This window comes from Exiguobacterium sp. EA-TM-5, from assembly GCF_053878415.1.
In genome coordinates this window covers 474,549-499,663 of sequence record NZ_CM132670.1, presented here as the reverse complement: position 1 = coordinate 499,663, position 25,115 = coordinate 474,549, and the positions used below count along the sequence as shown (strand labels likewise).

At 45.8% G+C, this 25,115-nt stretch carries 28 protein-coding genes; 4 read left to right on the top strand and 24 right to left on the bottom strand.

Translation table 11 applies throughout. The annotated features are described in order from the left end of the window. The first annotated feature begins 238 nt into the window (after nucleotides 1-238). The gene (locus ACV3PA_RS02700) at nucleotides 239-715 is read left to right on the top strand and encodes an arginine repressor (protein ID WP_456125560.1); all 477 of its coding nucleotides are present in this window, start codon (nucleotides 239-241) and stop codon (nucleotides 713-715) included. 48 nt (nucleotides 716-763) lie between these two features. Here ACV3PA_RS02700 and ACV3PA_RS02695 read toward each other — a convergent pair whose 3' ends face one another. The 3 genes from ACV3PA_RS02695 to ACV3PA_RS02685 all read right to left on the bottom strand — a co-directional run bounded on the left by ACV3PA_RS02695 (nucleotide 764) and on the right by ACV3PA_RS02685 (nucleotide 3,223). After that, the gene (locus ACV3PA_RS02695; RefSeq protein WP_456125559.1) at nucleotides 764-1,006 is read right to left on the bottom strand and encodes a hypothetical protein; all 243 of its coding nucleotides are present in this window, start codon (nucleotides 1,004-1,006) and stop codon (nucleotides 764-766) included. Then, nucleotides 978-1,319: a hypothetical protein gene (locus ACV3PA_RS02690; protein WP_456125558.1), complete on the bottom strand. Its 342-nt coding sequence runs from the start codon at nucleotides 1,317-1,319 to the stop codon at nucleotides 978-980. Before ACV3PA_RS02690 ends, ACV3PA_RS02695 begins: the two co-directional genes overlap by 29 nt. 86 nt (nucleotides 1,320-1,405) lie before the next feature. Further along, nucleotides 1,406-3,223: a DNA-methyltransferase gene (locus tag ACV3PA_RS02685; RefSeq protein ID WP_456125557.1), complete on the bottom strand. Its 1,818-nt coding sequence runs from the start codon at nucleotides 3,221-3,223 to the stop codon at nucleotides 1,406-1,408. Between the two features lie 184 nt (nucleotides 3,224-3,407). Between ACV3PA_RS02685 and ACV3PA_RS02680 the strand changes: the two genes are divergently transcribed. Together ACV3PA_RS02680 and ACV3PA_RS02675 are read left to right on the top strand one after the other, a co-directional pair. After that, the gene (locus ACV3PA_RS02680) at nucleotides 3,408-3,704 is read left to right on the top strand and encodes a hypothetical protein (RefSeq protein WP_456125556.1); all 297 of its coding nucleotides are present in this window, start codon (nucleotides 3,408-3,410) and stop codon (nucleotides 3,702-3,704) included. After that, complete coding sequence (locus tag ACV3PA_RS02675; protein WP_456125555.1) at nucleotides 3,688-4,710, top strand: hypothetical protein; 1,023 nt, start codon at nucleotides 3,688-3,690, stop codon at nucleotides 4,708-4,710. Before ACV3PA_RS02680 ends, ACV3PA_RS02675 begins: the two co-directional genes overlap by 17 nt. Nucleotides 4,711-4,780: 70 nt before the next feature. Here ACV3PA_RS02675 and rlmH read toward each other — a convergent pair whose 3' ends face one another. From rlmH to ACV3PA_RS02585, 18 genes are all read right to left on the bottom strand, one after another. Next, nucleotides 4,781-5,260: a 23S rRNA (pseudouridine(1915)-N(3))-methyltransferase RlmH gene (gene rlmH, locus ACV3PA_RS02670; protein WP_023469837.1), complete on the bottom strand. Its 480-nt coding sequence runs from the start codon at nucleotides 5,258-5,260 to the stop codon at nucleotides 4,781-4,783. A gap of 72 nt (nucleotides 5,261-5,332) precedes the next feature. Beyond that, entirely contained in the window at nucleotides 5,333-5,494 is a 162-nt protein-coding gene (locus ACV3PA_RS02665; RefSeq protein ID WP_069201504.1) for a CxxH/CxxC protein, read from the bottom strand. A gap of 145 nt (nucleotides 5,495-5,639) precedes the next feature. Then, on the bottom strand, nucleotides 5,640-6,929 hold the full coding sequence (locus ACV3PA_RS02660) for a S1C family serine protease (protein WP_456125554.1): 1,290 nt from the start codon (nucleotides 6,927-6,929) through the stop codon (nucleotides 5,640-5,642). 106 nt (nucleotides 6,930-7,035) lie between these two features. Then, nucleotides 7,036-7,827 carry an MBL fold metallo-hydrolase gene (locus ACV3PA_RS02655; protein ID WP_053451976.1) on the bottom strand — a complete coding sequence of 264 codons (792 nt, stop codon included), beginning with the start codon at nucleotides 7,825-7,827 and terminating at the stop codon, nucleotides 7,036-7,038. Between the two features lie 10 nt (nucleotides 7,828-7,837). Continuing rightward, the gene (locus tag ACV3PA_RS02650; RefSeq protein WP_456125553.1) at nucleotides 7,838-8,674 is read right to left on the bottom strand and encodes a two-component system regulatory protein YycI; all 837 of its coding nucleotides are present in this window, start codon (nucleotides 8,672-8,674) and stop codon (nucleotides 7,838-7,840) included. Between the two features lie 6 nt (nucleotides 8,675-8,680). Continuing rightward, nucleotides 8,681-9,997: a two-component system activity regulator YycH gene (gene yycH, locus ACV3PA_RS02645; RefSeq protein WP_456125552.1), complete on the bottom strand. Its 1,317-nt coding sequence runs from the start codon at nucleotides 9,995-9,997 to the stop codon at nucleotides 8,681-8,683. Beyond that, the gene (walK, locus tag ACV3PA_RS02640; RefSeq protein WP_029343019.1) at nucleotides 9,994-11,844 is read right to left on the bottom strand and encodes a cell wall metabolism sensor histidine kinase WalK; all 1,851 of its coding nucleotides are present in this window, start codon (nucleotides 11,842-11,844) and stop codon (nucleotides 9,994-9,996) included. Before walK ends, yycH begins: the two co-directional genes overlap by 4 nt. A gap of 2 nt (nucleotides 11,845-11,846) precedes the next feature. Beyond that, nucleotides 11,847-12,554 carry a response regulator YycF gene (gene yycF, locus ACV3PA_RS02635; RefSeq protein ID WP_053451973.1) on the bottom strand — a complete coding sequence of 236 codons (708 nt, stop codon included), beginning with the start codon at nucleotides 12,552-12,554 and terminating at the stop codon, nucleotides 11,847-11,849. A 228-nt stretch (nucleotides 12,555-12,782) separates the two neighbouring features. Further along, complete coding sequence (locus ACV3PA_RS02630) at nucleotides 12,783-14,075, bottom strand: adenylosuccinate synthase (protein ID WP_053451972.1); 1,293 nt, start codon at nucleotides 14,073-14,075, stop codon at nucleotides 12,783-12,785. A gap of 211 nt (nucleotides 14,076-14,286) precedes the next feature. After that, on the bottom strand, nucleotides 14,287-15,639 hold the full coding sequence (dnaB, locus tag ACV3PA_RS02625; RefSeq protein ID WP_023469846.1) for a replicative DNA helicase: 1,353 nt from the start codon (nucleotides 15,637-15,639) through the stop codon (nucleotides 14,287-14,289). A gap of 19 nt (nucleotides 15,640-15,658) precedes the next feature. Beyond that, the gene (rplI, locus tag ACV3PA_RS02620; protein ID WP_023469847.1) at nucleotides 15,659-16,102 is read right to left on the bottom strand and encodes a 50S ribosomal protein L9; all 444 of its coding nucleotides are present in this window, start codon (nucleotides 16,100-16,102) and stop codon (nucleotides 15,659-15,661) included. Continuing rightward, nucleotides 16,099-18,084, bottom strand: coding sequence for a DHH family phosphoesterase (locus ACV3PA_RS02615; protein WP_053451971.1), 1,986 nt, complete (start codon nucleotides 18,082-18,084; stop codon nucleotides 16,099-16,101). Before ACV3PA_RS02615 ends, rplI begins: the two co-directional genes overlap by 4 nt. Before the next feature lie 134 nt (nucleotides 18,085-18,218). Then, entirely contained in the window at nucleotides 18,219-18,449 is a 231-nt protein-coding gene (gene rpsR, locus ACV3PA_RS02610) for a 30S ribosomal protein S18 (protein WP_023469849.1), read from the bottom strand. Between the two features lie 44 nt (nucleotides 18,450-18,493). Next, nucleotides 18,494-19,012: a single-stranded DNA-binding protein gene (gene ssb, locus ACV3PA_RS02605; RefSeq protein ID WP_023469850.1), complete on the bottom strand. Its 519-nt coding sequence runs from the start codon at nucleotides 19,010-19,012 to the stop codon at nucleotides 18,494-18,496. Nucleotides 19,013-19,035: 23 nt separating this feature from the next. Beyond that, nucleotides 19,036-19,323, bottom strand: coding sequence for a 30S ribosomal protein S6 (rpsF, locus tag ACV3PA_RS02600; RefSeq protein ID WP_023469851.1), 288 nt, complete (start codon nucleotides 19,321-19,323; stop codon nucleotides 19,036-19,038). Between the two features lie 120 nt (nucleotides 19,324-19,443). Further along, nucleotides 19,444-20,544 (bottom strand): redox-regulated ATPase YchF, encoded by a 1,101-nt coding sequence (ychF, locus tag ACV3PA_RS02595; protein ID WP_456125551.1) that lies wholly within the window; start codon nucleotides 20,542-20,544, stop codon nucleotides 19,444-19,446. Nucleotides 20,545-20,772: 228 nt separating this feature from the next. Then, nucleotides 20,773-20,961 carry a DUF951 domain-containing protein gene (locus ACV3PA_RS02590; RefSeq protein WP_023469853.1) on the bottom strand — a complete coding sequence of 63 codons (189 nt, stop codon included), beginning with the start codon at nucleotides 20,959-20,961 and terminating at the stop codon, nucleotides 20,773-20,775. Next, complete coding sequence (locus tag ACV3PA_RS02585) at nucleotides 20,933-21,862, bottom strand: mechanosensitive ion channel family protein (protein WP_023469854.1); 930 nt, start codon at nucleotides 21,860-21,862, stop codon at nucleotides 20,933-20,935. Before ACV3PA_RS02585 ends, ACV3PA_RS02590 begins: the two co-directional genes overlap by 29 nt. Before the next feature lie 183 nt (nucleotides 21,863-22,045). Between ACV3PA_RS02585 and yyaC the strand changes: the two genes are divergently transcribed. Then, nucleotides 22,046-22,663 carry a spore protease YyaC gene (yyaC, locus tag ACV3PA_RS02580; RefSeq protein WP_035412220.1) on the top strand — a complete coding sequence of 206 codons (618 nt, stop codon included), beginning with the start codon at nucleotides 22,046-22,048 and terminating at the stop codon, nucleotides 22,661-22,663. 36 nt (nucleotides 22,664-22,699) lie between these two features. Here the strand turns inward: yyaC and ACV3PA_RS02575 are convergent, their stop codons facing one another. From ACV3PA_RS02575 to rsmG, 3 genes are read right to left on the bottom strand one after another with little or no spacing between them, the layout of a single operon-like run. Further along, on the bottom strand, nucleotides 22,700-23,464 hold the full coding sequence (locus tag ACV3PA_RS02575) for a ParB/RepB/Spo0J family partition protein (RefSeq protein ID WP_456125550.1): 765 nt from the start codon (nucleotides 23,462-23,464) through the stop codon (nucleotides 22,700-22,702). A 38-nt stretch (nucleotides 23,465-23,502) separates the two neighbouring features. Beyond that, nucleotides 23,503-24,345, bottom strand: coding sequence for a nucleoid occlusion protein (gene noc, locus ACV3PA_RS02570; RefSeq protein ID WP_053451967.1), 843 nt, complete (start codon nucleotides 24,343-24,345; stop codon nucleotides 23,503-23,505). 48 nt (nucleotides 24,346-24,393) lie between these two features. Then, nucleotides 24,394-25,110, bottom strand: coding sequence for a 16S rRNA (guanine(527)-N(7))-methyltransferase RsmG (gene rsmG, locus ACV3PA_RS02565; protein ID WP_053451966.1), 717 nt, complete (start codon nucleotides 25,108-25,110; stop codon nucleotides 24,394-24,396). Nucleotides 25,111-25,115: the final 5 nt, after the last annotated feature.

Sequence of the window (25,115 nt, the reverse complement as noted above, 5' to 3'; positions counted from 1 at the left end):
TTGATTTCTTACGTACGAATATATAAAAAAAATTAAAATTCATTTTTTTATATATTATTCAATAAAATATTCATTTATGACTTTCATTTGTCGTCTCTTTTGAGTAAACTCAATGAGTCCCTTATGTGTTGACGATTATTCATTCGGGAATCCACAATTGATAATAAAAAGAGGTAATTAAACGATATTCTATTGAATGTGTCTAAAATGTGAATTTTCCAAAAGGAGGATATACTTCATGGATTCAAGTATCAAATCTATTAATGAACAAAGAAATTCTGATAAAAATACTCGGCAAAAAGTCCTTCGAAATATGTTGGATAGGAATGATTTCTTTACCCATGACGACATTTTACAAGAACTAAAAAATCAAGGGATTGTTACTAGTCAATCAACCGTACAAAGAGATTTACAAACACTTGGTTTTAAAAAAAACAATCATGGTTATTTTTCACTTTCTGAAGAAAAACAAAAAAAATATGCTCTTAGTACTCTTTATGAACTACTTCATAGCAACAATGCAGCGACATGCAGGAACGTCAAAACATTTTTTATTAAAACAGATAAAGGAAAAGCACAGGAGCTTTCGATACTTATAGAGGAGGTTTTTGATGAGATTGTCCTAAAGACCATAATCGACTTGGATAGTATTATGATTTTTGCAGACGAAGATGAAATTACAGAGGAGTTTTTGGAGCTGTTTAATGGTGAATAACGTAATAAACTAGGGTGAAGGACATTTACCCTAGTTTATTTTCGTTCATTAAGAAAGAAGTGTTTCTGAATAACCTACATACCACCAATCTTCGAAGCCTAGTTTTCTTTTATAGATATTACAATTTTCAAAGCATACTTCTATTTCAATAACCTCATTTTCTTCTTTGGCTAAAAAGTACACAAAGGACATATCTTCCATATCAAATTGAACATTCTGAAAAGAGCGTTCCTCTAATTCACTGATGAGTACGTGCCATCTATTAGAACGTTTCTTTTGAATCATTTCCACTATCATTACCTCCTATTAGAATTTCTTCATAGACCTTTAATCCATTTTTTAGACATAACAAAAAGAGTGGTTGATTCGTATTAGCATCAGATGCTACACAAACCAACCACTCATGTTCTTCATTATTGTAAATATAAGAATGTATCATTACTACTTTTGGGGTGATAATAAGCAGTTCTTCTGAAACAAGAAATTCATCAATCTCTTCTTTGTCTAAAAGAATTGATTCTTCTCCAACATTTTCGTTTCCTATATCTATTCCAAATTTTAAGAACAAAGATTTAATAAAATATTTATCACTGTATAAATTCATAGTTTAACCTCCTAAAATACAATACTTTAAATACACAAAGAAGAGACTCATATTCTGATGGATATAAGTCTCTTCTTTTGCATATTTTAATTTTCTAATTTCCAAGATTGTTGAACGTTTCTTTTTTTGCTTAAGTTTCCTTTGTAGTTATCTTCAATGTTTTTATTCTCATTAACACCTTTTACCCTTGCTGCTGCCAAAACTTCTGACCAAGAGTTAAAATACAAGTCATAAAATTCTTTAGGAATCTCAGGATATCTCATTAAAGCTTCTTCAATAATCGGATTTCTTCCTAATTCAATTGCAAGTGTTTTTATTTTCATTTGTACATCTTTTTTACTAAGATGATTATGCTCTTTCTTTTTAACTTTTACTCTTTTTATTGTATTATTTTTAGTCTTATTTTCAGCTTTTTGATTATTTTTACCAAAAGGGTCTTCTCCTTCTAGTATCATTTTATGGCGCTCGCGAGTTACTGAAACATATTTTTCATCTAAATCAATCCCAATATATTTTCTTCCAACTAGCTCCGCCGCAAGAGTACTAGTTCCTACACCATTAAAGAAATCTAGAGTTAAGTCTCCTGGCTTTGAATATACTTCAAATACTCTCTTCATTAAATCAGGATGAAGTTGGCAAGGATGGTCATATCTAGAACTATTGTGCTTCAGTCTATGAATATCTGTCCATAAATCTGTTAAGGGCTTATGAAAATTATCCCCTCTTTTCTTCACGCAGCCTGCTCTTAAACAGTACGTGTCTGCAAGAGGCTTCATATATTTTGGCTCATTATTAACCTGTTTTACTTGTTCAGAATTTTCGCTTCTTTTTTTGAACGTTAATATTGTATAGTTTGCTGGCATTATATTTCCTGAAGGCTTTGATAAAGAATCCCAAGTAATCCAAGATTCAAATTCTGCTATTTGTATCAAATAAGCAAAATGGCGAATAGACCATTGAGGAATGTTTAGAATCGAGAAATAACTTCCTTCTTTTAATACTCTTATACTTTCCTGTATCCATTCATCGCACCATGTGAAATAATTTTGAATTTCTAAATCATCACTATAAGAACCATATTTCTTTTCTAAATTATATGGTGGGTCTACAAATACATAATCGATAGTGTTATCAGGAATAGTTTTCAATGTTTTTAATGAGTCTCCCTGAACAATACGTGAACCTAAATCAAAGCTTTCATCATAATGTCCTGTGGTTTCTATTATAGTTGGAAACTTTACTTCTTCAATAAATTCAATTTCATTATTATTCCATAAGAATTCTTGTGAAAAATCCAATGCATAGATAGTTCTTTCTTCAGAAGACAGCATCAAAGCTAATCTTTCAACAATAATTCTATTTTTTTCACTAGATAGTGAAGTCATTTCATCAAAATATATATCCTTCCAAACATCACTCATAGTAGTTCCGAAATCATGGAATGTATGCTTTTTTCCACCATAATCTTTTGTAGTTTTCCCACACACCGGACAATATGTGTACGGTAAAAGTACACGTTTGATTTTAATTTTTTTCTTTTTTGAAATTACCAAAACTGACATTGTTTCTGAAGGTAACACTTTTCCTTCTTCTTTTTTCAATTGGGTTCTAAGCGTTATCCAATACTGATAATTCAAATTGATTCCTTCTGAAAGTAAATACGCAAGAATTGCAATTTGCTTGTTATTTCCTATTAAGCAGATAATTGAATTTTTCGGCATTTTTGATATTGATTCTTTTAAATTTTTAAAAATTAAATTTGGACTTTCTTTTATAAGAGAAAGATTTAGTACAACAGCTGCGTTTTTTTCAACGATTAGCAGTTCTTCTTCTAATTCTTTTTTATTACTTACCACTATATTTTTTTGAATGAAGTTTTCACTAACTTCAGCTAAATGTTTCATATTAAAAATAACCCCCTGATGAATACCTAGATATTAAATATACATGATTTTTATTTTAATGAAAATTGTCAGACACTAACGACCAGTAGTTTCTTTTAAGAAACTACTGGCTATTAATATCCTCATCAAAGTATGATAAAGTATAAATATAGAAAATTTTACAAATAAATAAGGGTGTGAAAACGTGACTACGTATGATGAATATTATAAAAAACATCTACGATTGTTAAGAAAAGAAATTAGTGAAGTGATTCATCAAAAAGGATTTACTTCATTACATGACTTACATCTTCAACAAAGCTGGATGCATCATACTTCGCAAGATTCTAGCTGGACTCCACTCTCAAAAAAGGCTCTTTATCGTCTTGTAAACTTAGAAGGAAATCCACAGCTAGATACTCTATTGAAAATATGCTTTTTGCTACAAATTGATATTGTAACTTTATTTAAGGAGGAATATAAAAATGAAGAATTTAAATGAACAGCGTACTTTTAAGGATTTTTTGAAAGAAGCAAGCTGGTTTTGGTCCTCAGATTTGATTGGAGAACAACAAGAACACACTTTGGCAGAAGAGATGTTAAAAATATCTCCTTTAATTCGAGAAACTTTAGAAAACCATCAACCTCAACAGCTCGTTACTATTTTTAAGGTACTTCAAGATGAGCAAGGAAATTATGTTCCTCGTTCCCTTATTCTTAAAAATCTGATGATTTTACTTGATGTTTCTGCTGAGATTCTTGATAGAGTAGCTTTATACTGTTATCACAATAATATTACTCAGTTAAGCGGTAGTTTTGGTAATTATGAGTTCAAAATATTCGGTCCTAGCTTTTCAAGAGCATTATCAAATGATAATATTTACAAGTTAGCTATTTCAAATGATGACTTTTTTGAAGACGTAATCAACTTAATGTTATATGCTGATGTATCTAATGAGTTTAGTAGATATACTAGTTTCAAAGGATTCCGATTAGCTACTCTCGCAGGAGATGTTGAAGCTTTATCAGAATTTTATTTAAGTCGTTCAATTGAAAATAGTTCACAAATAAAGCAACTTAGAGCTGTTTCATATGGTAACGGTCTTCAAAGAAATATGAAAAATAAAATTGTTGAATCACTAACTGGGCTAGGTGTTGAAATTGCTAGTAACAATCGATATTTAGGAGTGCAACAATTTGACCTAGTTCTTTTAAAAAGAAACGAGAGTACAGAACAGAGGGATTGGAAATGGGTCGTTATTGAGACTGCCTTCCAAGAAACAACAAACTCTGTTATCGAGAGGAAAGCAAAGCAAGCAGTTAATGGACTATATCGAAGTATCGATGATGCTAACCATAGATTAGTCTATATTATTGATGGGGCTGGTTTTGTTAAAAGACATAAAGTAACTTCTACTATTTTTGATAACTCTCATTTTACCTCTACTGCAAATCCAGAACATTTTGACAAACTCTTATGCTTTTTAAAAGATTATTTTAATAATTAATAAACTCAGCAAGAGTAATATAGATTACTCTTGCTGAGTTATTTTTTTACTTTTTTAGTTAAAACCTCATTTACTTATGGTACGGTTCATTCCGATTAATCCGGTACGCCCGATAAATCTGTTCACAGAGGATCATCTTCATCAACTGATGCGGGAACGTCATCTTCGAAAATGAAATCGTATCGTTCGCACGCTGCATCACTTCTGGTGCGAGACCAAGCGATCCGCCAATGACGAAGGCAATCTTGCTCTTGCCATACGTCGCGAGTTGATCAAGTTCTTTCGCGAACTGTTCACTCGTCCGTTGTTTTCCTTCGATAGCAAGTGCGAGAACGTGAACGTCCGGTCCGATCTTCGCTAAAATCCGTTCGCCCTCTTTTTTCTTCACTTGCGCCATCTCCGCTTCACTTAACTGCTCCGGTGCCTTTTCGTCCGCGACCTCGATTTCTTGGATCGAACAGTAGGCGCCGAGACGCTTCGTATATTCGGCGATGCCTTGCTTCAAATACTTCTCTTTTAGCTTCCCGACCGTAATAATGGTAATTTGCATCTTTTTTCTCGCTTTCTGACAGAAAATTCAGGAGTTATCCACAGAGTTATCCACAAATCCACATGTTGATATTTATTTTTTGCTTGACACAAGATATGTTGCCGGCGCCTCGCAGTATTCACAGGTGATGTTTTTTTCTGGATTTAGCTGATCGAGAATCGGGTATTGTTCTGTTTCATCTACGATTTCGTCAAGTGCGAGCTCGACATGTTCTAAACAAACGTACTTATCCACAGGTTGTCTCCTCCTTTCACTTATCCACATTTATCCGCTTCCAGTATAACAAATATCAACCTTCCTGACCGAAAAAGCCGCAGGTTTCCTCACTCAAAAAAAACCATCCACAGGTCGGACCTGTGGATGGTTTTGAGATTACGCCTTACTGAACGGTCGGAGACTGCGCGGACAACTTCACATCTGCTGTCTGCTTTTCACCGCCCCGGTAGAACGTGACTTTGACCGTTTCACCAACTTTTGCATCCCGGTACAGAACACTTTTTAGATCAGCGAACGATGCAATTGCTTTTCCGTTGATCTCAACAATCACATCGTTTGCTTTCATACCCGCTTTTTCGGCTCCGCTATTACGCGTCAAACCGACGACGACAATCCCTTTCGTGACATCGTTCGGTAATTTCAACCGATCTTCCCGGTACCCGCTTGGGAATTCCTGCACGTCGCGAATCTGAATTCCGAGCTGTGGACGAACGACTTCACCGTTTTGCTCAAGATCACGCATAATCGGTAACGCTTCGTTAATTGGAATCGCAAACCCGACTCCTTCGACGCTCGCTTCCGCAATCTTCATCGAGTTGATCCCGATCAATTGACCAGCAGTGTTGATGAGCGCTCCACCCGAGTTACCCGGATTGATTGCCGCATCCGTTTGGATGACTTCCGTATTGAAGTCTTGCTGTCCATCCTTGTTCGTATCGACTGGAACCGTCCGTTCCTGCGCACTGATGACACCACGTGTGACTGAGTTTGCAAAGATTCCGAGCGGGTTTCCGATCGCAAGCACCGTTTCACCGGCACGTAACGTATCCGAATCCCCCAGTTTTACGACTTGTGTCACTTTCGATGAATCAATCGACAAGACGGCTAAATCATACGTCGGATCTTCCCCGAGGACTTTTGCCTCGAGTGCTGTTCCGTCGGATAACGTGACAGACAAGCGGCTCGCGCCTTCAACGACATGGTAGTTCGTGACGACGTAGGCTTTATTCCCGTCTTTTTTATAGATGACGCCGGACCCCGCACCCGTTTCCTGATCCGTTCCTTGAAACGAGCTCTGAAGGTTCGTCACGCTCACGACGGCTTCCTTCGTCTTACCGACAGCACCGACGATGTCGGCTTCATCCTCTGTCGTCTGTGTCGCGGTCTGTTCCGCTGTCGTCGATGAAACGGAAGTCGGACTCGTCATCTCATCACGGACGAACGGCCACGCGACGAGCGCAATCAACAAGGCTCCGACGATTCCGCCAATCAGACCGACGAAAAAGGCTTTTCCGGCACCGCGACGACGCGGTGGTTCTGGTTGTTCTTCATATGGTTCACGATAAGGGCTGACCGGTTCGCTCGTTGCCGGCTGACGGGGCGGGAAGCCGCTCTCATCGGATGATGATTCATGCTGTTCGGATTCGTTCCGTGGTTCTTCCGGTCGATCCATCGACATACGCCTCCTTTATGACTCTCTTTACACAAGTATACCCCCATCACGTGGCAAGTGAGCCAAATGTGGGGGTCTTTTGAGCATATTCAGTAATTTCCCATAATCAAAGCTTCAGGAGTGGAGTTGGAATGACCGGATCCGTATCGAGAAGCTGAATCTTACTCAGATCAACATCACGGCTCGCAAGCGTCTGGGAGACACTCATCCGGGCGAGTTCCTTCATGTTGTTGTCCTTGCTCAAGTGGGCCATGTGGATCCGTTTCGTCCGGTCATCAAGGACCTCGCTCATCGCGATCGCGGCGTCCTCGTTCGAGACGTGTCCGTAGTCACCAAGGATCCGCCGTTTGACGCTCCATGGATAATGTCCCATTTGCAGCATGCCGATATCGTGGTTCGCTTCGAAGATATAGGCATCGGCGCCGCGAATGACACCTTTCATCCGGTCCGAGACGTATCCGGTATCGGTGATATGTGCCAAGCGTTTTCCTTCATGCGCGAACTGGAAGAACATCGGGTCCGCCGCATCGTGACTGACGTTGAACGATTCAACTTCGATGTCACCGAACTGCTTGATCTCTCCGACTTCCCAGAGGAACTTCAGCGCCGGATCGATTTTGCCGATCTTCGCTTCCATCGCCGCCCACGTCTTTTCATTGGCATAGAGCGGGATATTGTACTTGCGTGCCATGATGCCGACGCCTTTGATATGGTCGGAGTGTTCATGGGTGACGAACAGACCATCGATGCCATGCGGCGACCGATCGATCTGGTCGAACAAGGCGAGCATCGCCTTGCCGGTCAGTCCCGCGTCGACGAGCAACCGGGTCTGTTCACTTTCAATATAGAGGGCGTTCCCCGTCGAGCCACTGGCCATGACGCTGTAGTGTAGGCTCATCGTACATTCCTCATTTCTTTGAGACTGTATCCAATCGTTCGACGGTCTGGACACCGCCGTCAATCGCATTGACGAAGTAGACTTCTTCATTATCGAGTTCGATTTGCCACGTCGGCGGTAGGATTTGGACGGATTCCGTTCCTTCCGTGACGAGACAGAAATAACCGAGCTTGTGACTCGTTAACCGCTTCGATGCCGGGAACAAGCCTTGCTCCGACAACTGGACGATGGCTTCACTTGCCGATAATAACGTCACGTCCTGTGCTTGACGGACGACCTTGTTCAAGTGGCGTTGTTTGTAGCTGACGATTTCCTTCGCATCATTCAGCTGCAAGACGAGTAAGGACGGTCCGATCATCGCATCATCTTCACGCGATTGTTGTGGTGTCGAATAGAGCGGTTGTCCTTTATACGTCTGAACGAATGTCATCTCCTGATACTTACTATCATACTTCCAAAATGTATATTCGGCGCCGTACCGGACTGATGCTTGCACGAATGATGAGGCGGAATCCCGCATCGTCTTCGCTTCGAGTGGGTACGGTTTCGTTAACCGAACCGACCACTCGACATCATTTTTGACGGAGGCGACCGCGTCCCGAATCGGTGAACTCGCAAGTGGTGCCAGCGTCCGCGCGTCGACTTCGGCTGTTAAATAACCAATGTCACGCGTGACCGGCTGCAGTTTCTTCTCATCGATTTGGCGATCCTTCAAGATTGATTTACCGGTCGCGCTCGTTGCGACGATCCGCGGCTCGACCATCCGGTCCATCAATTGAATGGCGAGGTAGACGTTCAGGATCAAAAAGGTCAGCATCAATAAGGTCTTCGCTTTACTCCAGTCCATTCATCCTCACCCCTCATTCCCGACAGCTTGATTGATCGATTGCCAGACACCATCAACCTTAATGAACCATGTTGGCTCAAAAACGGCGTAGCGACTCGTTGAAATCTTATACGTCATCTCATATCCGATCCGGATTCCACTGATCTCTGTCAAGAGATCGGCGCGCTTGAGACGTTCGAGGACCGTTTCAACAGCCGGTACCGTCTCTTCCCGAAGGATGAGCTTCCGCTTCGCCCGAAGCATGCTACGACTGAGCGACCGGACTTGATTTTCCTCATACATGATCTTGAGTGTCGCAAGATCGAACTTCGTTTGTTCGAGTAGCGGACCGCTCTCTCCGAACACAGGATAGCGGTTCAAGTACAACCGGAACGTTGCTGTCTGTTCATCATCCTTCTTACTCATCTGATCGAAGTAATACCGGAAGCCACTGCGTTGCGTATCTTGATCGAGCCAACCCCCATGAATGTTGACATAGCTGACGAGGGTGCTGTAATCGACGGTCGAGCTTTGGGTGTTTGGCGATAACGTATTGAAACGGTATACATTGTAGTTTCGGTCATACGTCGAAACACTGACGCCGTCCGTCAAGACGTCGAGATCGTCCCGACTCTTGATTTGCTGGACGTTCGAATTCTCTGCAAAAAAGGCACTGCGGATGCGGTCGAGCGGTTTTGGCGATTGCCCGACCTCGTCGTAGACGAAGACTTGCTCCAGACGTGTCGTGCCGCTCGCGACATACGTATAATCGCCACCTTTAAGTTCGACACGCATCATCGGTTTTTTCTTATCGTGCGCGAACAATCGTTTCAGAACCGTCTCATCGCCGACGAGCTTAAAGTCCTTCAGGCGACCTGTCGCTGATTCGAGACGGAGGATTGGTCCATCGTAATCAAGCAAATAAAGCCGTTTGATCGGTTCCGAGAAGGCGATCTGTTTTTCGCCGAGCAACTCTTCAAGAATTGTCGCACTGATCGGCGTTGGAAAAATCATCTCGACACTTCGGTCACCGACCGGAATGTTATTTGCTTTATCGGTCAGGACAAGAACACCGATGTTAAACGACGCACCGATTCGGTTGAGGAAGGTCCGACCGATGATTTGCGTCTGATAGATCCCTTCCTGATCCGTATAGACGAGTAGTTCTGGATTAATCAGTTGGTTGCTTTCAATCGTCTTTGAGGCATCGATCTCGTTGAACGAGACCTGTTCCCGCTCGATCGATTCACTGCTTGGATGATAGGTCCAGAGCATCGCTGTCTGAGCGATCGAACCGGCAACGAGCAGAACGAGTAACAGCGAACTCCAGTGTTGTTTTTTCATCCGGCATCCACCTCTTCGATCACCTCATACGGAAGCGTGAAGTAAATCGTCGTGCCGCGTCCCCATTCACTTTCTGCCCAGATGTCGCCACCATGTGCGGAAACGACGTCTTTCGCAATCGACAGACCAAGACCGGTTCCGCCGATTTTACGGGCACGGGCTTTATCGACACGGTAGAAGCGTTCAAAGATTTTTTGGAGATTCGCTTTCGGGATCCCGACACCCTCATCCTTGATGCTGATGACGATCCGTTTTGCCCGGAGCATCGTCCGGACGGTGATCGTTCCGCCTTCCGGTGAGTACTTGATCGCGTTCGTCAGGATGTTGTCTGCGACTTGGATCAGTTTATCCTGATCGCCGCGGATGTAGACTTTCCGCTTCATGATCTTACGACGGAAACGAATCCGTTCCGGTTTCGTCATGTCATGGCGATCGAGAATCTCATTCAAGAACTGAATGTAATCGAAGCGGACCTTGTTCATCTTGTATTCCTTACTGTCCATCTTCGACAGTTGTAAGAGATCGGTGACGAGGCGGATCATCCGCTCCGTCTCGTTTTGTGTCGTCTCAAGGAAACGTGGTGCGAGTTCCTCGTCTTGATACGCTCCTTCTGCTAAGGCTTCGAGGTAGCTGCGCATCGTCGTCAGCGGTGTCCGAAGCTCGTGACTGACGTTCGCGACGAATTCGCGACGATCCTGTTCGACCTGCTCCTGTTCCGTGACGTCATGCAAGACGACGATCATCCCGGTAATCGGACCACTGTGTTTCTTGACAGGCGAGAAGAATGCCCGGACGAGGAACAATTCATCCTCACTACTGAAATCAAGTAGACGCGGTGGCATCGTACCGTCTTCTGGAATCATGAAATCGTCACCAAGTGCCAGTAAGTCCTTCAAGTTCGTTCCGACGACGCTCGCATCATCCGCACCAACGATATCCTTTGCTTGATCGTTCATTAAGATGACGCGAAGCGTCCGGTCCGTCGCGATGACGCCGTCCGTCATGTTCTCGAGGACGCTCGTCAACTTCCGTCGTTCGGCTTCCGTCGTCGCGTTCGCTTCGAGTAGTTCATCTGTTAATTCGTTGAAGGAACGAGCAAGTTGCCCGATCTCATCGTCCGAATAGACCTTAACCTTCCGCGAGAAGTTCCCGCGTCGCATTTCGATTGCTTGACGTCGCATATCAGAAATCGGGCGCGTGATCGTCCGCGACAGCAAGACACCGAGAATCGACGTGATGACGAGGGCGATGACCGTTCCGGTCGCAAGAATGCGCGTGACCTGTTGCATCTGCGAATAGATCGACTCCATCGAGGCACGGACATAAATCATCCCGGTCGTCACACCATCTCGTTCCGAGGTGACCGGTACAGCAAAGATTCGGATCTTATCCTCTGATTCCGGATCGAGCACAGTGTCCGTCCGGGTCGAACTCGTTGCCTGCGCTTTTTTAATCAGTGAATTCGTCGCCCGTTGTCCGACTGCTGATTGGTTCTCGTTATCCGATGTCGCTTGGATGATCGAGTCCTGGTCGATGATCTGGACTTCGAGGATGTCGTTCCTTGAGGTGGAGCCATTACTAAACTCAGACAGCAGTTGCCCTAGTGATTGGGACAACTGCCGCTTGGAGGCGTCATCATCGCCTGTTTTATCGAATTCCTTCCCGACGTTATAGGCGACAAGACCTGCCCGGTCTTCGACCGACTTCGAGAAGTTCGTAATGTACTGCTTTTCAAGGGAACGAACGAAATAGACGCCAATGACCTGCATCGCCACTAAAATCAATAAGGCATAGATGACGACGAGTTTCCATTGGATGGATTTAAAGAAGTTCGTTCCTTTTAACATCGTTATTCATTCTCCCCGTCTTGGAGATAGTAGCCAACACCACGACGCGTCATGATATAGACTGGCGTACTTGGGTTGTCTTCGACTTTCTCACGGAGACGACGCACCGTGACGTCAACCGTCCGGACATCACCGAAGTAGTCATAGCCCCAGACCGTTTGCAGCAAATGCTCACGTGTCATGACTTGACCGATGTTTTTCGCGAGGTAGTGCAACAATTCGAACTCACGTTGCGTCAGCTCGATTTTTTGATCCTTGCGTGTCACTGTATGCGAATTCGTATCGATATACAGTTCTCCAACCTTGAGTGGACCTGGACCAGCAGGTTGTGGTGTTGCTTCCGGACTCGTGTTACGGAGGTGGACTTTGACACGGGCAAGTAATTCACGCGAGCTAAATGGCTTCGTCACGTAATCGTTCGCGCCAAGCTCAAGACCAAGCACCGTATCAATCTCAGAATCCTTCGCTGTCAACATGATGATTGGAATCTTCGACGTCTTCCGGACTTCCCGGCAGACCTCCATCCCGTCCATTAATGGAAGCATGATGTCAAGTAACATCAAATCGGGTTTGAACTCTTCGAATTTTTCTAATGCCTCCACGCCGTCGTTTGCAATTGCGACCTGGTAGCCTTCTTTTTCTAATTTAAACTTGAGTATATCTGCAATCGGTAACTCGTCATCGACGACTAGAATTTTACGTTCCGTCACTGGGTGTGCCCCCTTAAAAATTTCTGTTCAATCTATTTTACCTGTTTTTTCGGCATATAGAAAGGTGGCGACGGAAACTCCCGGCGCCACTCTCTCTGCTGTTCGTCGTCTCACGGGAGAGGTTCCACGTGAAACACTGTATCTAGTATACCTGTTTTTGCTTCCGTTTGTGAACCATTCTGCACAAAAAACAGCCTCTTGCAGGGTGCAAGAGACTGTCGAAACGACTTATGCTTCTTCGTAGAGATCACGTAAGACGACTGTCTGTTCACGACCTGGTCCGACCGAGAATGTGACGAGTGAGATCCCTGTGAGATCTGCAATCCGCTTAACGTAGTTCTGTGCGTTTAATGGTAGATCTTCAAAGCGACGGACACCTGTGATGTCCTCTTTCCAGCCCGGCAGTTCTTCGTAGACTGGCACACATGCTTCAAGATCACGGAAGCTTGCTGGGTACTCATCGATCTGTTTACCGTTGAATTCGTATGATGTACAGATCTTCAACGTTTCAAGTCCTGTCAAAACGTCGATCGAGTTAAGCGCAAGGTCCGTCAAACCACTTGTACGACGTGAGTGGCGAACGACGACTGAGTCGAACCAACCGACACGACGCGGACGTCCTGTTGTCGTACCGTATTCACGACCGACTTCACGGATTTGATGACCGATATCATCAAACAATTCAGTTGGGAACGGACCATCACCGACACGTGACGTGTATGCTTTACAGACACCGACGACGTGGTCGATCCGGGCTGGACCGACACCGACACCTGATGCGACACCACCGGCAGATGCGTTCGATGATGTAACGAACGGGTACGTTCCGTGGTCAAGGTCGAGTAAGACACCTTGCGCACCTTCAAACAACACTTTTTCGCCGTGATCAAGGCTATCGTTGACGACGACGGATGTATCGCAGACGTATTTCGCGAACTCTTGTCCATACGCGTAGTACTCTTCGAAGATCTCGTCGAACGCGATAGGTTCAGCGTCATACATCTTCGTGAACATCCGGTTCTTTTGATCGAGAACGATCTTCAACTTCTCAGCGAACGTTTCTTTGTCGAGCAAGTCTGCCATCCGGATGCCGATTCGTGCTGCTTTATCCATGTAACACGGTCCGATTCCTTTTAGCGTCGTTCCGACTTTCGCGTCGCCTTTCGCTTCTTCTTCTAACTGATCCTGCAACTGATGATACGGCAAGATGACATGCGCCCGATTCGAAATTAACAAGTTATCCGTTGAGACACCACGATCGTGTAGATACTTCAATTCCTTGACGAGTGATTTCGGGTTAACGACAAGACCGTTCCCGATGACACATTTCTTATCCGAGTAAAAAATACCTGATGGGATCAAGTGCAATTTGTACGTCTCGTTATTGAATACGATCGTATGTCCTGCATTGTCTCCACCTTGATAACGTGCTACGACATCGGCTTGTTTTGAAAGAAAATCGGTAATTTTCCCTTTTCCTTCGTCGCCCCACTGTGTTCCGACTACTACTACTGATGACATCTTATCATCCACCTCCACGTACGATTCAAAACCACGACTAAGTGTAACGCGATAAAAAAAAGAAGTCAACCAAATACCGAACAATTAATTGTTACAATTCTCTTTCGTTCGTTTAATTATCGTTTTTGATGAATAAACTGAGAATCTTTAGGTGAAAACAAAAAAAGCTACGTTTTGTCTCCGATCAATCGAAGACAAGACGTAGCTTAGATTAAGCTGGTGGCGCGTACGAGTTGCTTGGCTCGAGATCCACGAACTTGTTGAATTCTTTTCGGAAGGCAAGTTTGACGGTACCGGTTGGACCATTCCGCTGTTTCGCAATGATGATCTCAATCGTATTCGCATCTTCCGTTTCTTTATTGTAGTAATCGTCACGGTACAAGAAGGCGACGATATCGGCATCTTGCTCGATCGCTCCCGATTCCCGGATATCCGACATCATCGGTCGCTTATCTTGACGACTCTCAACACCACGAGAGAGCTGAGATAGGGCGATGACAGGGACTTCGAGTTCCCGCGCGAGCGATTTCAAGGAACGGGAAATTTCCGAAACCTCTTGTTGGCGGTTGTCGCTTGAGCGACCATTCCCTTGAATCAACTGCAAGTAATCGATCATGATCATGCCAAGACCATGCTCCTGCTTCAAACGACGGCATTTTGCCCGGATGTCGTTGACACGAATACCAGGTGTATCGTCGATGTAGATACCGGCTTGAGAGAGATTACTCATCGCAAGCGATAACTTACCCCAGTCCTCTTCTTCAAGTTGACCGGTCCGCAGACGCTGGGCGTCGACGTTTCCTTCGGCACAGAGCATCCGCATGACGAGCTGCTCGGCACCCATCTCAAGACTAAAGATGGCGACATTCTCGTCAGCACGTGTTGCGACGTTTTGCGAGATATTCAAGGCGAAGGCGGTCTTCCCGACCGATGGACGTGCTGCAACGATGATTAAATCGTTACGCTGGAACCCAGCCGTCATCTTATCGAGATCTTGGAAACCTGTCGGAATACCCGTCGTCTCGCCGCTTTGCTTATGCAATTTATCAATCGTTGCATAGGCACTCGTCAAGACGTCCGAGATCGGAATGAAGCTCGCACTTCCTTTTCCTTGTGATACTTCGAGAATCTTCCGCTCTGCTTCATTCAGCAGGACATCGACCTCATTTTGTCGCTCATATCCGTCAGTGACGATTTCGCCTGCCGTCCGAATCAGACGTCGAAGCGTCGACTTCTGATCAACGACATTGACGTAGTAATTGATGTTGGCTGCGGTTGGTACACCTTCGGCTAGTTCCGCTAGATACGGTAGACCACCGATCTCATCTAAGATCCCAAGCGTGCTTAGCTCGGCTGTCACTGTGACGAGGTCGATTGCTTCGCCTCGGTCGGACAACACGAGCATCGCTTCGAAGATCCGTTGGTGAGAGGCACGGTAAAAGTCCTGCGGTAACAAACGTTCCGATGCACTGATCAAACGATCCGCATCAATCATGATCGCCCCTAGGACGGCTTGTTCTGCCTCGATACTTTGGGGAGGCATATTTTGCATGACTTCACTCATCACCGATCCCCTTTTCTACTCACGCCTCTTTGACCTGAACGTTCAGCGTCGCTGTCACTTCGTTGTGTAACTTCAATGGTACTTTCGTAAAGCCGAGTGCCTTGATCGGATGCTCGAGCTCGATTTTGCGTTTATCGATCTTGTAGCCCATGCTCTTGAGTGCTTCAGCAATCTGTTTGCTTGTGACCGAACCAAAGACGCGACCGCCTTCTCCGGCTTTCGTCGAAACGACGATCGTCTCTTTTTCGATCTTTTCTTTTAACGCTTGCGCGTCAAGTAAGTTCTGTTTTGCTTCTTCTGCTGCTTTACGTTCGTGCGCTTCATGTTGTTTCAAGTTGCCAGTCGTCGCAGGACGCGCCAACTTTTTCTTGAAGAGTACGTTATTTGCATAAGCATCGGCGACGTCTTTGACGTCTCCTGCTTTACCTTGTCCTTTTACATCTTGTAAGAAAATAACCTTCATTCTGATTCCTCTCCTTTTGTCTCATCTTCTAGATATTGATCGATTGCTTTGCGCAAGGCATCTGCAACCGTGATGACCGATTCTGACATCTGCGTCGCCGCATTCGTCAAATGACCACCGCCACCGAGCGTCTCCATGATTAACTGGACATTGACCTCACCAAGTGAACGAGCACTGATCGCTGTCCGTCCATCTTGGAGTTCCGCGATGACGAAAGCGGCACGGATGCCTTGAAGCGACAGCAGTTGATCGGCTGCTTGTGCAATCAAGACCTGGTCGTGAATGACACCAGGTTCTGCTGTCGCAATCGCCATCCCTTCCGTGTAGACCTCAGATCGCTCGAGAATATGCGACTGCTCAACGTACGTTTCAAGGTCCTGACTGAGGAACTCTTGCACGAGTACCGTGTCAGCGCCTTGTGAACGCAAGTAGGATGCAGCATCGAACGTCCGGGAGCCGGTCCGAAGGGCGAAGCCTTTCGTATCGACGATGATTCCGGCAAGTAACGCCGTCGCCTCAAGCATCGATAGCTTTTGATTCGTCGGTTGATACTCGATCAGCTCAGTCACGAGTTCTGACGTCGACGACGCGTATGGCTCGAGATAGACGAGGACCGCATCTTCGATGAAATCCTCACCACGCCGGTGATGGTCAATGACGACCATGTGCTCGAATCGATCGAGTAACGTCGGCACAACGACGAGCGACGGTTTGTGTGTATCGACGACGACGAGTAACGTCTGATCGTCAATCAATTGATCGGCTTGAAACGCATTGACGAAACGTGTCTCGAGTTGCGGTACCTCAGCGATCTCATCCATCATCCGGCGGATCCCACGCCCGATTTCTTCTGGCGGTAAGACGATATGGGCTTCCTTATCGTTCATTTCCGCAAGCTTCAAGATTCCGATTGATGATCCAAGTGAGTCCATGTCCGGGTTCCGGTGACCCATGATTAGGACACGACTCGATTCCTGCATCAAGTCGCGAAGTGAGTTAGCGATGACACGTGCCCGGACACGCGTCCGTTTTTCTGTCGGATTTGTCTTCCCGCCATAAAAGCGGACTTTCCCATCCCGTTTGATGACGACTTGGTCGCCTCCCCGTCCTAACGCAAGATCAAGACTCGACTGGGCCATCAGACCAAGTGCTGGAATCGGGTCACTTCCGCAACCTATTCCGATCGATAATGTCAACTGGACACCCCGTTGACTCGTCTCTTCCCGAACCGTATCAAGAATCGTGAACTTCGATCGTTCGAGGATCCGCAGATTCTCTTCTGTCGTGACGATGAAATACCGATCAGACGCTGTCCGTTTGATATACGTTCCGTGTTCGGCTGCCCAGTGATTCAACAGTTGGGTAACCCGACTGTTCAGCTCACTGCGCAACTGATCTTCGATACCTTGTGTCATCTCATCGTAGTTATCAAGATAGATGACACCGATGACCGTTTGATTATCGACGAGTTGTTGTTCGACTTGTGCTTCTTCCGTCATATCGAATAGATAAAAAGTTCGATTCTCATGATTCGAAAAGACGCGATACACGGCATCGCCGATTTCAAGCGTCGCTTGATCCTCATTTGTCGCAACCATCTCGATGAATAGGGGATCGAGCTCATTGAGGGTCTGTCCCATCGAAACATCATCGAAGATTTCCCGCATCGGATCATTAAACCACGTGACGAGCGTTTCCTCATCGTATAACAAAATCCCGATTGGCATGTTCGTTAACGCATCTTGTCCTGTCTCCTCGACTTGCATCGAGATTCCAGCGACGTACATTTCCCATGCTCTGCGTGCACGGCGTTCTTCGAATAGATGCAGTCCGAAGAGGAGGGCAGTCACGACGGCTCCGATGGCAGAGATGATCGGTTCACGTACAGCGACGACGAGAAGCAGACCGACGATTAATAAATATGGAATGAAGCGAACGATGCGCCGTTCTCGTTCCGGTGATACTTGTTGACCTGACTCCATCGTGTCCTCCTTCTATGCTCTATAGGGTTCATTTAAATTTTTAGTAACTTGTTTATTATAACCGAAAAGCAGGAGGGGATGAAAGAGAAGCGAAAAAAAGCACCACCCTCACGTATGAGGATGGTGCTACGAAATCAGTCAGCCACGTATGGGATTAAAGCCATTTGACGTGCGCGTTTGATTGCGATTGTAAGTGGACGTTGGTATTTCGCTGAAGTACCAGTCACACGACGTGGAAGAATCTTACCGCGTTCCGAAATGAAACGTTTGAGAAGTTCTACGTCTTTATAATCGATATGAGTGATGTGGTTCGACGTGAAGTAACATACTTTACGACGACGTTTTCCACCTGGACGACGTGCCATGTGATTAACCTCCTTTTTAAGTTAAATTTTTCAGGACGATTTCCTTAGAACGGGAGATCGTCATCTGAAAGGTCGATCGAACTACCGCCGCTGAACGGATCAGCGCCGAAGCCCGAATTCGATGAAGCGGGTGCTGGCGAGGAAGAGTTGTTCTGCTGTTGCTGTGAACCCCATCCTGCAGCATTCCCGTTTCCACCAGTAGATGAAGCGTAGCCTTCGCTACCATCCGATGAACGGCTCGCGTTACGTGACTCAAGGAAGCGGACGCTATCAGCGACGACTTCCGCACGGTAACGGCGTTGCCCTTCTTTATCGTCGTAGCTGCTAATCTGGAGGCGACCCTCTACACCAGCAAGACTACCCTTCTTCAAATACTGAGCAACGTTCTCTGCTTGCTTGCGCCAAACGACGCAATCGATGAAATCAGCTTCTCGCTTCCCATCTTGCCCTGTGAAAGGACGGTCACATGCGAGTGTGAATCGCGTTACCGCAATCCCGCTCTGCGTATAACGCATTTCCGGGTCACGAGTTAACCGACCGACTAAAACGACGCGGTTAATCATCAGAATCACTCTCCTGTTTCAGCTTATTTCTCGTCTTTTGTGATCATTAAGCGAACGATATCGTCACTGATCTTCATGAGACGGTCAAGTTCTTTTGTAGCTGCTGGTTCAGCAGAAACGTTAAGAAGAACGTAGAACCCTTCACGCATATCATTGATTTCGTAAGCGAAACGACGTTTACCCATTTCAGTTGTTTTATCAACTGTACCACCGTTATCAGTGAGGACTTTGTTAAAACGCTCCACTGTTGCTTTGCGTGCTTCCTCATCAAGTTCCGGACGGATGATGTAAAGTACTTCGTATTTACGCATATCTGTCACCTCCTCTTGGACTGGCGGCTCGAATGTTCGAGCAAGGAGCAATAATTCATTACTCACATTCGTTAATACTACCAAAGTATTTTGCTTTATGCAATAACGATTCGTTTTCGATTAGACGTTGAAGCGGAATGTGACGACATCGCCGTCTTGGAAGACATATTCCTTACCTTCTGAACGGTAACGTCCTTGTTCCTTGACTGTCGTCATGTTACCTGCAGCTGCTAAATCGTCATACGCGACGACTTCTGCACGGATGAATCCGCGTTCGAAGTCCGAGTGGATGACACCCGCACATTGTGGAGCCTTCATGCCTTTTTTGAATGTCCAAGCGCGTACTTCTTTTTCCCCTGCTGTGAAGTATGTCGCAAGACCAAGCGTGCTGTAAGCAGCATGGATCAATTGATCAAGACCTGACTCTTCGATTCCGAGATCGACGAGGAACTCTTGACGTTCTTCTGGCTCAAGCTCCGCAATCTCTTCTTCGATGCGTGCACAGATGACGATGACTTCTGCACCTTCTTTAGCTGCGAACTCACGAACAAGACGAACGTTCTCGTTACTGTCCGCATCTGCGACTTCATCTTCGCCGACGTTTGCGACGTAAAGCATCGGTTTCATCGTCAACAACTGGAAGTGTTTGACGATTGCTGCTTGATCTTCGTTCAATTCAGCGAGACGTGCTGGTTTCTCGTCTTCGAGCAATGCCAACACGATTTCAAGTGCTTCGAGTTCAGCCGCTGCGTTTTTATCGCGCGACTTAACTTGTTTTTGAACGCGCTGGATCCGTTTTTCAACCTGCTCGAGGTCAGCAAGGATCAATTCGAGGTTGATCGTCTCGATATCATCGATCGGTGAGACTTTTCCTGAAACGTGTGTGATGTTTTCGTCAATGAAACAACGGACGACCTGACAGATCGCATCTACTTCACGAATGTTCGCGAGGAATTTATTTCCGAGCCCTTCCCCTTTTGATGCTCCTTTTACGATACCAGCGATATCCGTGAATTCGAATGCTGTCGGGATCGTCTTTTTCGGGTTGACGAGTTCCGTCAATTTCCGAAGACGTGCATCTGGTACTTCAACGACACCGACGTTCGGGTCAATTGTTGCGAACGGGTAGTTCGCCGCCTCTACACCTGCTTGTGTGATGGCGTTAAAAAGTGTTGATTTTCCTACGTTTGGTAAGCCAACGATTCCTGCTGTTAATCCCACTTGGAATTCCTCCTTTTCGGTATTTCCTAGGAAATCCGTGCTAGCGGCCGCAGTGGGTAGAATGATTACACCACGTCAGCACATCTTTCACAATTATAGATAGTTCAATTTTTTTAAGCAAGGAGCTCGACCGTCTTTTTTAATCACACCTTAAACGAAAGCAACTGCTCGACTTACAAAAGACAATCAAAAAGCGAATCTGATCACAAAGATCAGATCCGCTTTTCGTCACTCTGGTAAGACTTTTTTCAACCGTTTATCAAAATCACGTCGCGGCATCAAGATGCTCGCCCCACAACCTTGACATTTGATTCGGATATCCATGCCGACCCGGATGATTTGCCATCGGTTCGTACCACATGGATGCTGCTTCTTCATCTCAACATAATCATGGAGTTGATACGTTTTTGGAATCATCAGTCTGTCCACCATTCTTTTGTTCTGGATTCATCATGACCATCCGTGGATACGGGATCTTGATGTTCTCTTCTTCTAGTCCTTGCTTCAATTCCTTACGAATGAGACGACCCGCTTGGAAATGCTGCATCGGTGGTACTTCTGCCATCAAACGATAGACAACTTCAGAAGGACCAAGCGTCTGGACGCCGAGCATTTGAATCGGTTCGACGAACATATCGACATACTTCTTCGTCGTCCGGTCCGCAATCTCATGCAAGACTTGTTCGACACGTTCGAGATCTTCGTCATATGAGACTTGAACATCAACGAGCGCAAAGCTGTTGTCGACCGAATAGTTCGTGACTTGCAAAATCTGACCGTTCGGGATGATGTGGATCTCACCATTGAGTCCTTTTAATTTCGTCGTCCGAATCCCGAGTTCCGTTACGACACCTTCGATCACACCGACGCGTACATAATCTCCGACTTTAAACTGCCGTTCGAAGATGATGAACGCTCCGGTAATGATATCTTGCACTAAGTTCTTCGCACCGAACGAAATCGCAAGACCGGCGATTCCGGCACTGGCGACAAGACCGGTGATATTGATTCCGAATTGACTGAGTACCGTCAACAACATGACGATTCCAAGCACATAACGGATTGCATTTTGGAGCAGCTTCAGCAGGGTCTCGTTCTGACGTTGCGCCAAATAGTCCTGTTCATTGATTTTCCTAATCGTAAAGAGACGTGAGACTGCCCCAGTCAAAACGCGCGTTAATACATAGAACGCCGCGATGATGATGAGCGCAATCAGTAGTTTCATCCCAAAACGAATCCACATATCCGCATCCATTACTTGATTGATTAGTTTATCGACTTGGGCGACGGATTCTTGTACATCTTGATTGGTAGCCATTCTCTCCATCCTTTCTTGTTCTCTCTATTACGACAGTATACGTGATTTTAGTTGAGTTTCAACCAAAGAGCCGATTTTGACGTTAGATTTTTGGAAAAACCGGGAAAGGAAAATCATCTAAGAACCCTTCACTCTTGCCAACCCACCACGACACCGACACCAAGAGAAGAAAGGATGATTTCGATGAATTTCCGCTTTCATTCGCACGAGCCCAAGCCCTATTCTTTCTTTTTAGAATATACGGAACCGTTCGCGAAAGAACGCTTAGCCGAACAACTATTCGAACAAGTCTCCGCTGTCCAAGAAAAACGTCCGATCGTACTCGTCTGTATTGGTTCTGATCGTTCGACGGGCGACTCGCTCGGTCCACTCGTCGGGACATTTCTTGAAAAACAAGCACCTGCTCATCTCCACGTCTACGGCACACTCGCTAAACCTGTCCATGCACTCAATCTCGCTGAAACGATTCACTCGATCCAAACGACACATTACCGGCCACTCGTCATTGCGATCGATGCGTGTCTCGGTCGACTTTCAAGCGTCGGACATGTCTTCTTCTCAGAAGGTCCACTTGCACCAGGAGCTGGCGTCCAAAAAGAATTACCCGCGGTCGGTGATTTCAACATTAAGGCTGTCGTCAACGTCAGTGGGTTCATGGAGATGATGATTCTCCAGAATACACGCCTACATCTCGTTTATGAATTAGCAGAACTTGTCGCGAACAGTTTCCACTTACTTGATGCGAAACTATCCGCTGAATCCACACGGACGACGATTTCCTTTACACCGCGTTCGATGTAATCAAAAAGAAGCGAACCGTCACCGGATCGCTTCTTTTTATTGATCTAATTCGGGCAATAACAAGTCGAGCAATCGGTTGAGATCGTCTTCATCTACAAAATCGATCTCCAGTTTCCCTGACTGTTTCCCTTGTTTAATCCGGACCGTCGCACCGTACTTTTCTCGAAGTGATTCTTCGACGAATTGAACGGCCGTCGCCTGCTGCGGACGGACCGATTCCTTCCGCTCCCGAAGTGCCTGCTCCAACCGACGGACATTCCAGTTCTCAGCCATGACACGTTCCGCCATCTGCTCGATCTTCTTCGGATGCTTTAATGACAGGAGCGCGCGGGCGTGCCCCATCGATAACTGTTCGTCCATCACAGCTTGTTGAACGAGGAGCGGTAATTGCAGTAACCGAAGACTGTTCGTAATGTGCGAACGACTTTTGCCGACACGCTGCGCAAGCTGTGCTTGCGTGATGCCGAATTCCTCGATCATCTCTGCATAGGCCATCGCCTCTTCAATCGCCGATAAATCCGCCCGCTGGATATTTTCAATCAGTGCGAGTTCCATCACGCGTGTCTCGTCTGCTTCGATCACAAGAACCGGTACACGTTTAAGTCCTGCGCGACTCGCCGCCTGATAACGCCGTTCGCCGGCGATGATCTCATAGTAACCATCACGCGGTCGGACAACGATCGGTTGAATCATCCCGTGCCGGACTAGCGATTGGGCTAACTCTTCTAATGCTTTTTCATTGAATCGTTTCCGAGGTTGAGTCGGATTCGGGCGAATCGCCCGAATAGGTAATTCGTTCACTTGCCTTCTCTCCTAAACGTAGCGGAAGGCACGACCGCTTATTCCGGACGTGCCTTCACGATGCGAATTCGCACCTCTACATATTCTTCGCAATCGACTTCTTCTTTTTCGATCGTCAATCCAGTCTGCTCAATCATATCAACGGAATCACGAAGTGTGTTTAAGGCAATTCGTGTATCCCGCGCAAAACTCTTATGACGTTTTTTCTTCGGTGGCTGTGGTGTCATCAATCGTTCCACGCGACGCTCCGTCTCTTTGACGTTCCACTCCCGTTCGAGAATTTCAGCGAGTACCGTTACTTGTAACGCTTCATCTTTGAGCGGTAACAGCGCACGGGCATGACGTTCCGTGATCGTCCGTTGCTTTAATGCTTCACGGACATCCGTTGGCAATCGAAGCAAACGCAACTTGTTGGCAATCGTCGATTGACTACGTCCGAGCTTACGAGCTAACATTTCTTGCGTGATCTCTTGTAACACAAGCAAGCGCTCATAAGCTTCTGCTTCTTCGATTGGTGTCAAATCTTCGCGTTGCAGATTTTCAATCAATGCTAGTGAAGCAGTCGTCTCGTCCGTCATCTCTTTGACGATGGCAGGAATCGTTTCCCAACCAAGCGAGCGCACTGCTCGATACCGTCGTTCTCCAGCAATGATTTCGTATCCTGTTCCTTGTTTTCGAACGACGATCGGCTGGAGTAAACCATGCTCTGCGATCGTAACGGCTAGCTCTTCAATTCGGTCCCCATCAAACACTGTCCGTGGTTGGAACTGGTTCGCGACAAGTTCTGTCAATGGTAATTCCTGAACCGTCTCTTGTGGATCAAGCTCGATCGCAGCAGGTTGTCCTCCCTTACCGAGCAGCTTGGCAAATGCATTTCTCACGTTGGCGCACCTCACCTTTATCAGTCATCGTTTCACGTGAAACGGTGTTTAGCTTAATGGATCTTTTGCAGGCGTTCCCGCTTTACGCGGATATTTCCCGGGTGTTGTTCGTTTTTTATCTACAATAACGATATTACGCTCACTTTCCTCGCCTGGCAATTGGAACTGGAAACTTTCCCGTAAATTCCCACCGAGTACTTTTAAGGCAATTGCACCATCCTCGAGCTCTTCACTGACTTTCGCTGCCTTCAAGGCAACGAATTGTCCACCGACTTTTGCAAGTGGTAAGCAATATTCCGCTAGAACGGACATCCGAGCAACAGCACGTGCTGTCACGACGTCGAACCGTTCTCGGAACTGTTTGTTTTTACCGAACTCCTCGGCGCGTCCATGATGGAATGCCACACCTTCAAGTCCGAGTTCCGTCGCCAAATGATTCAAGAAGCCGATTCGTTTATTGAGTGAATCGACGATCGTTACTTGGAGATGCGGGAACATGATTTTGATCGGCAGACTTGGGAAACCAGCGCCCGCTCCGACATCACACACTGTCGTGACTGTCGTGAAATCAAAATAGAAAGCTGCTGTGATTGAATCATAGAAGTGCTTGAGATACACATCTTCTTCATCCGTGATCGCCGTTAGGTTCATCTTTTCATTCCACTCGACGAGCAGTTCATAATATCGTTTAAATTGCTGCAATTGATGTTCTGAGACCTCAAGTCCCTGTGCTGCCAATGCTGTTACGAATTGCTGTTGGTTCATCTCGT

Coding starts and splice junctions, on each gene's coding strand:
- ACV3PA_RS02700 (WP_456125560.1), top strand. CDS start 239: ATGGATTCAAGTATCAAATCTATTAATGAACAAAGAAATTCTGATAAA.
- ACV3PA_RS02690 (WP_456125558.1), bottom strand. CDS start 1,319: ATGAATTTATACAGTGATAAATATTTTATTAAATCTTTGTTCTTAAAA.
- ACV3PA_RS02685 (WP_456125557.1), bottom strand. CDS start 3,223: ATGAAACATTTAGCTGAAGTTAGTGAAAACTTCATTCAAAAAAATATA.
- ACV3PA_RS02675 (WP_456125555.1), top strand. CDS start 3,688: ATGAAGAATTTAAATGAACAGCGTACTTTTAAGGATTTTTTGAAAGAA.
- rlmH (WP_023469837.1), bottom strand. CDS start 5,260: ATGCAAATTACCATTATTACGGTCGGGAAGCTAAAAGAGAAGTATTTG.
- ACV3PA_RS02660 (WP_456125554.1), bottom strand. CDS start 6,929: ATGGATCGACCGGAAGAACCACGGAACGAATCCGAACAGCATGAATCA.
- ACV3PA_RS02655 (WP_053451976.1), bottom strand. CDS start 7,827: ATGAGCCTACACTACAGCGTCATGGCCAGTGGCTCGACGGGGAACGCC.
- ACV3PA_RS02650 (WP_456125553.1), bottom strand. CDS start 8,674: ATGGACTGGAGTAAAGCGAAGACCTTATTGATGCTGACCTTTTTGATC.
- yycH (WP_456125552.1), bottom strand. CDS start 9,997: ATGAAAAAACAACACTGGAGTTCGCTGTTACTCGTTCTGCTCGTTGCC.
- walK (WP_029343019.1), bottom strand. CDS start 11,844: ATGTTAAAAGGAACGAACTTCTTTAAATCCATCCAATGGAAACTCGTC.
- ACV3PA_RS02630 (WP_053451972.1), bottom strand. CDS start 14,075: ATGTCATCAGTAGTAGTAGTCGGAACACAGTGGGGCGACGAAGGAAAA.
- dnaB (WP_023469846.1), bottom strand. CDS start 15,639: ATGAGTGAAGTCATGCAAAATATGCCTCCCCAAAGTATCGAGGCAGAA.
- rplI (WP_023469847.1), bottom strand. CDS start 16,102: ATGAAGGTTATTTTCTTACAAGATGTAAAAGGACAAGGTAAAGCAGGA.
- ACV3PA_RS02615 (WP_053451971.1), bottom strand. CDS start 18,084: ATGGAGTCAGGTCAACAAGTATCACCGGAACGAGAACGGCGCATCGTT.
- rpsR (WP_023469849.1), bottom strand. CDS start 18,449: ATGGCACGTCGTCCAGGTGGAAAACGTCGTCGTAAAGTATGTTACTTC.
- ssb (WP_023469850.1), bottom strand. CDS start 19,012: ATGATTAACCGCGTCGTTTTAGTCGGTCGGTTAACTCGTGACCCGGAA.
- rpsF (WP_023469851.1), bottom strand. CDS start 19,323: ATGCGTAAATACGAAGTACTTTACATCATCCGTCCGGAACTTGATGAG.
- ACV3PA_RS02590 (WP_023469853.1), bottom strand. CDS start 20,961: ATGATTCCAAAAACGTATCAACTCCATGATTATGTTGAGATGAAGAAG.
- ACV3PA_RS02585 (WP_023469854.1), bottom strand. CDS start 21,862: ATGGCTACCAATCAAGATGTACAAGAATCCGTCGCCCAAGTCGATAAA.
- yyaC (WP_035412220.1), top strand. CDS start 22,046: ATGAATTTCCGCTTTCATTCGCACGAGCCCAAGCCCTATTCTTTCTTT.
- rsmG (WP_053451966.1), bottom strand. CDS start 25,110: ATGAACCAACAGCAATTCGTAACAGCATTGGCAGCACAGGGACTTGAG.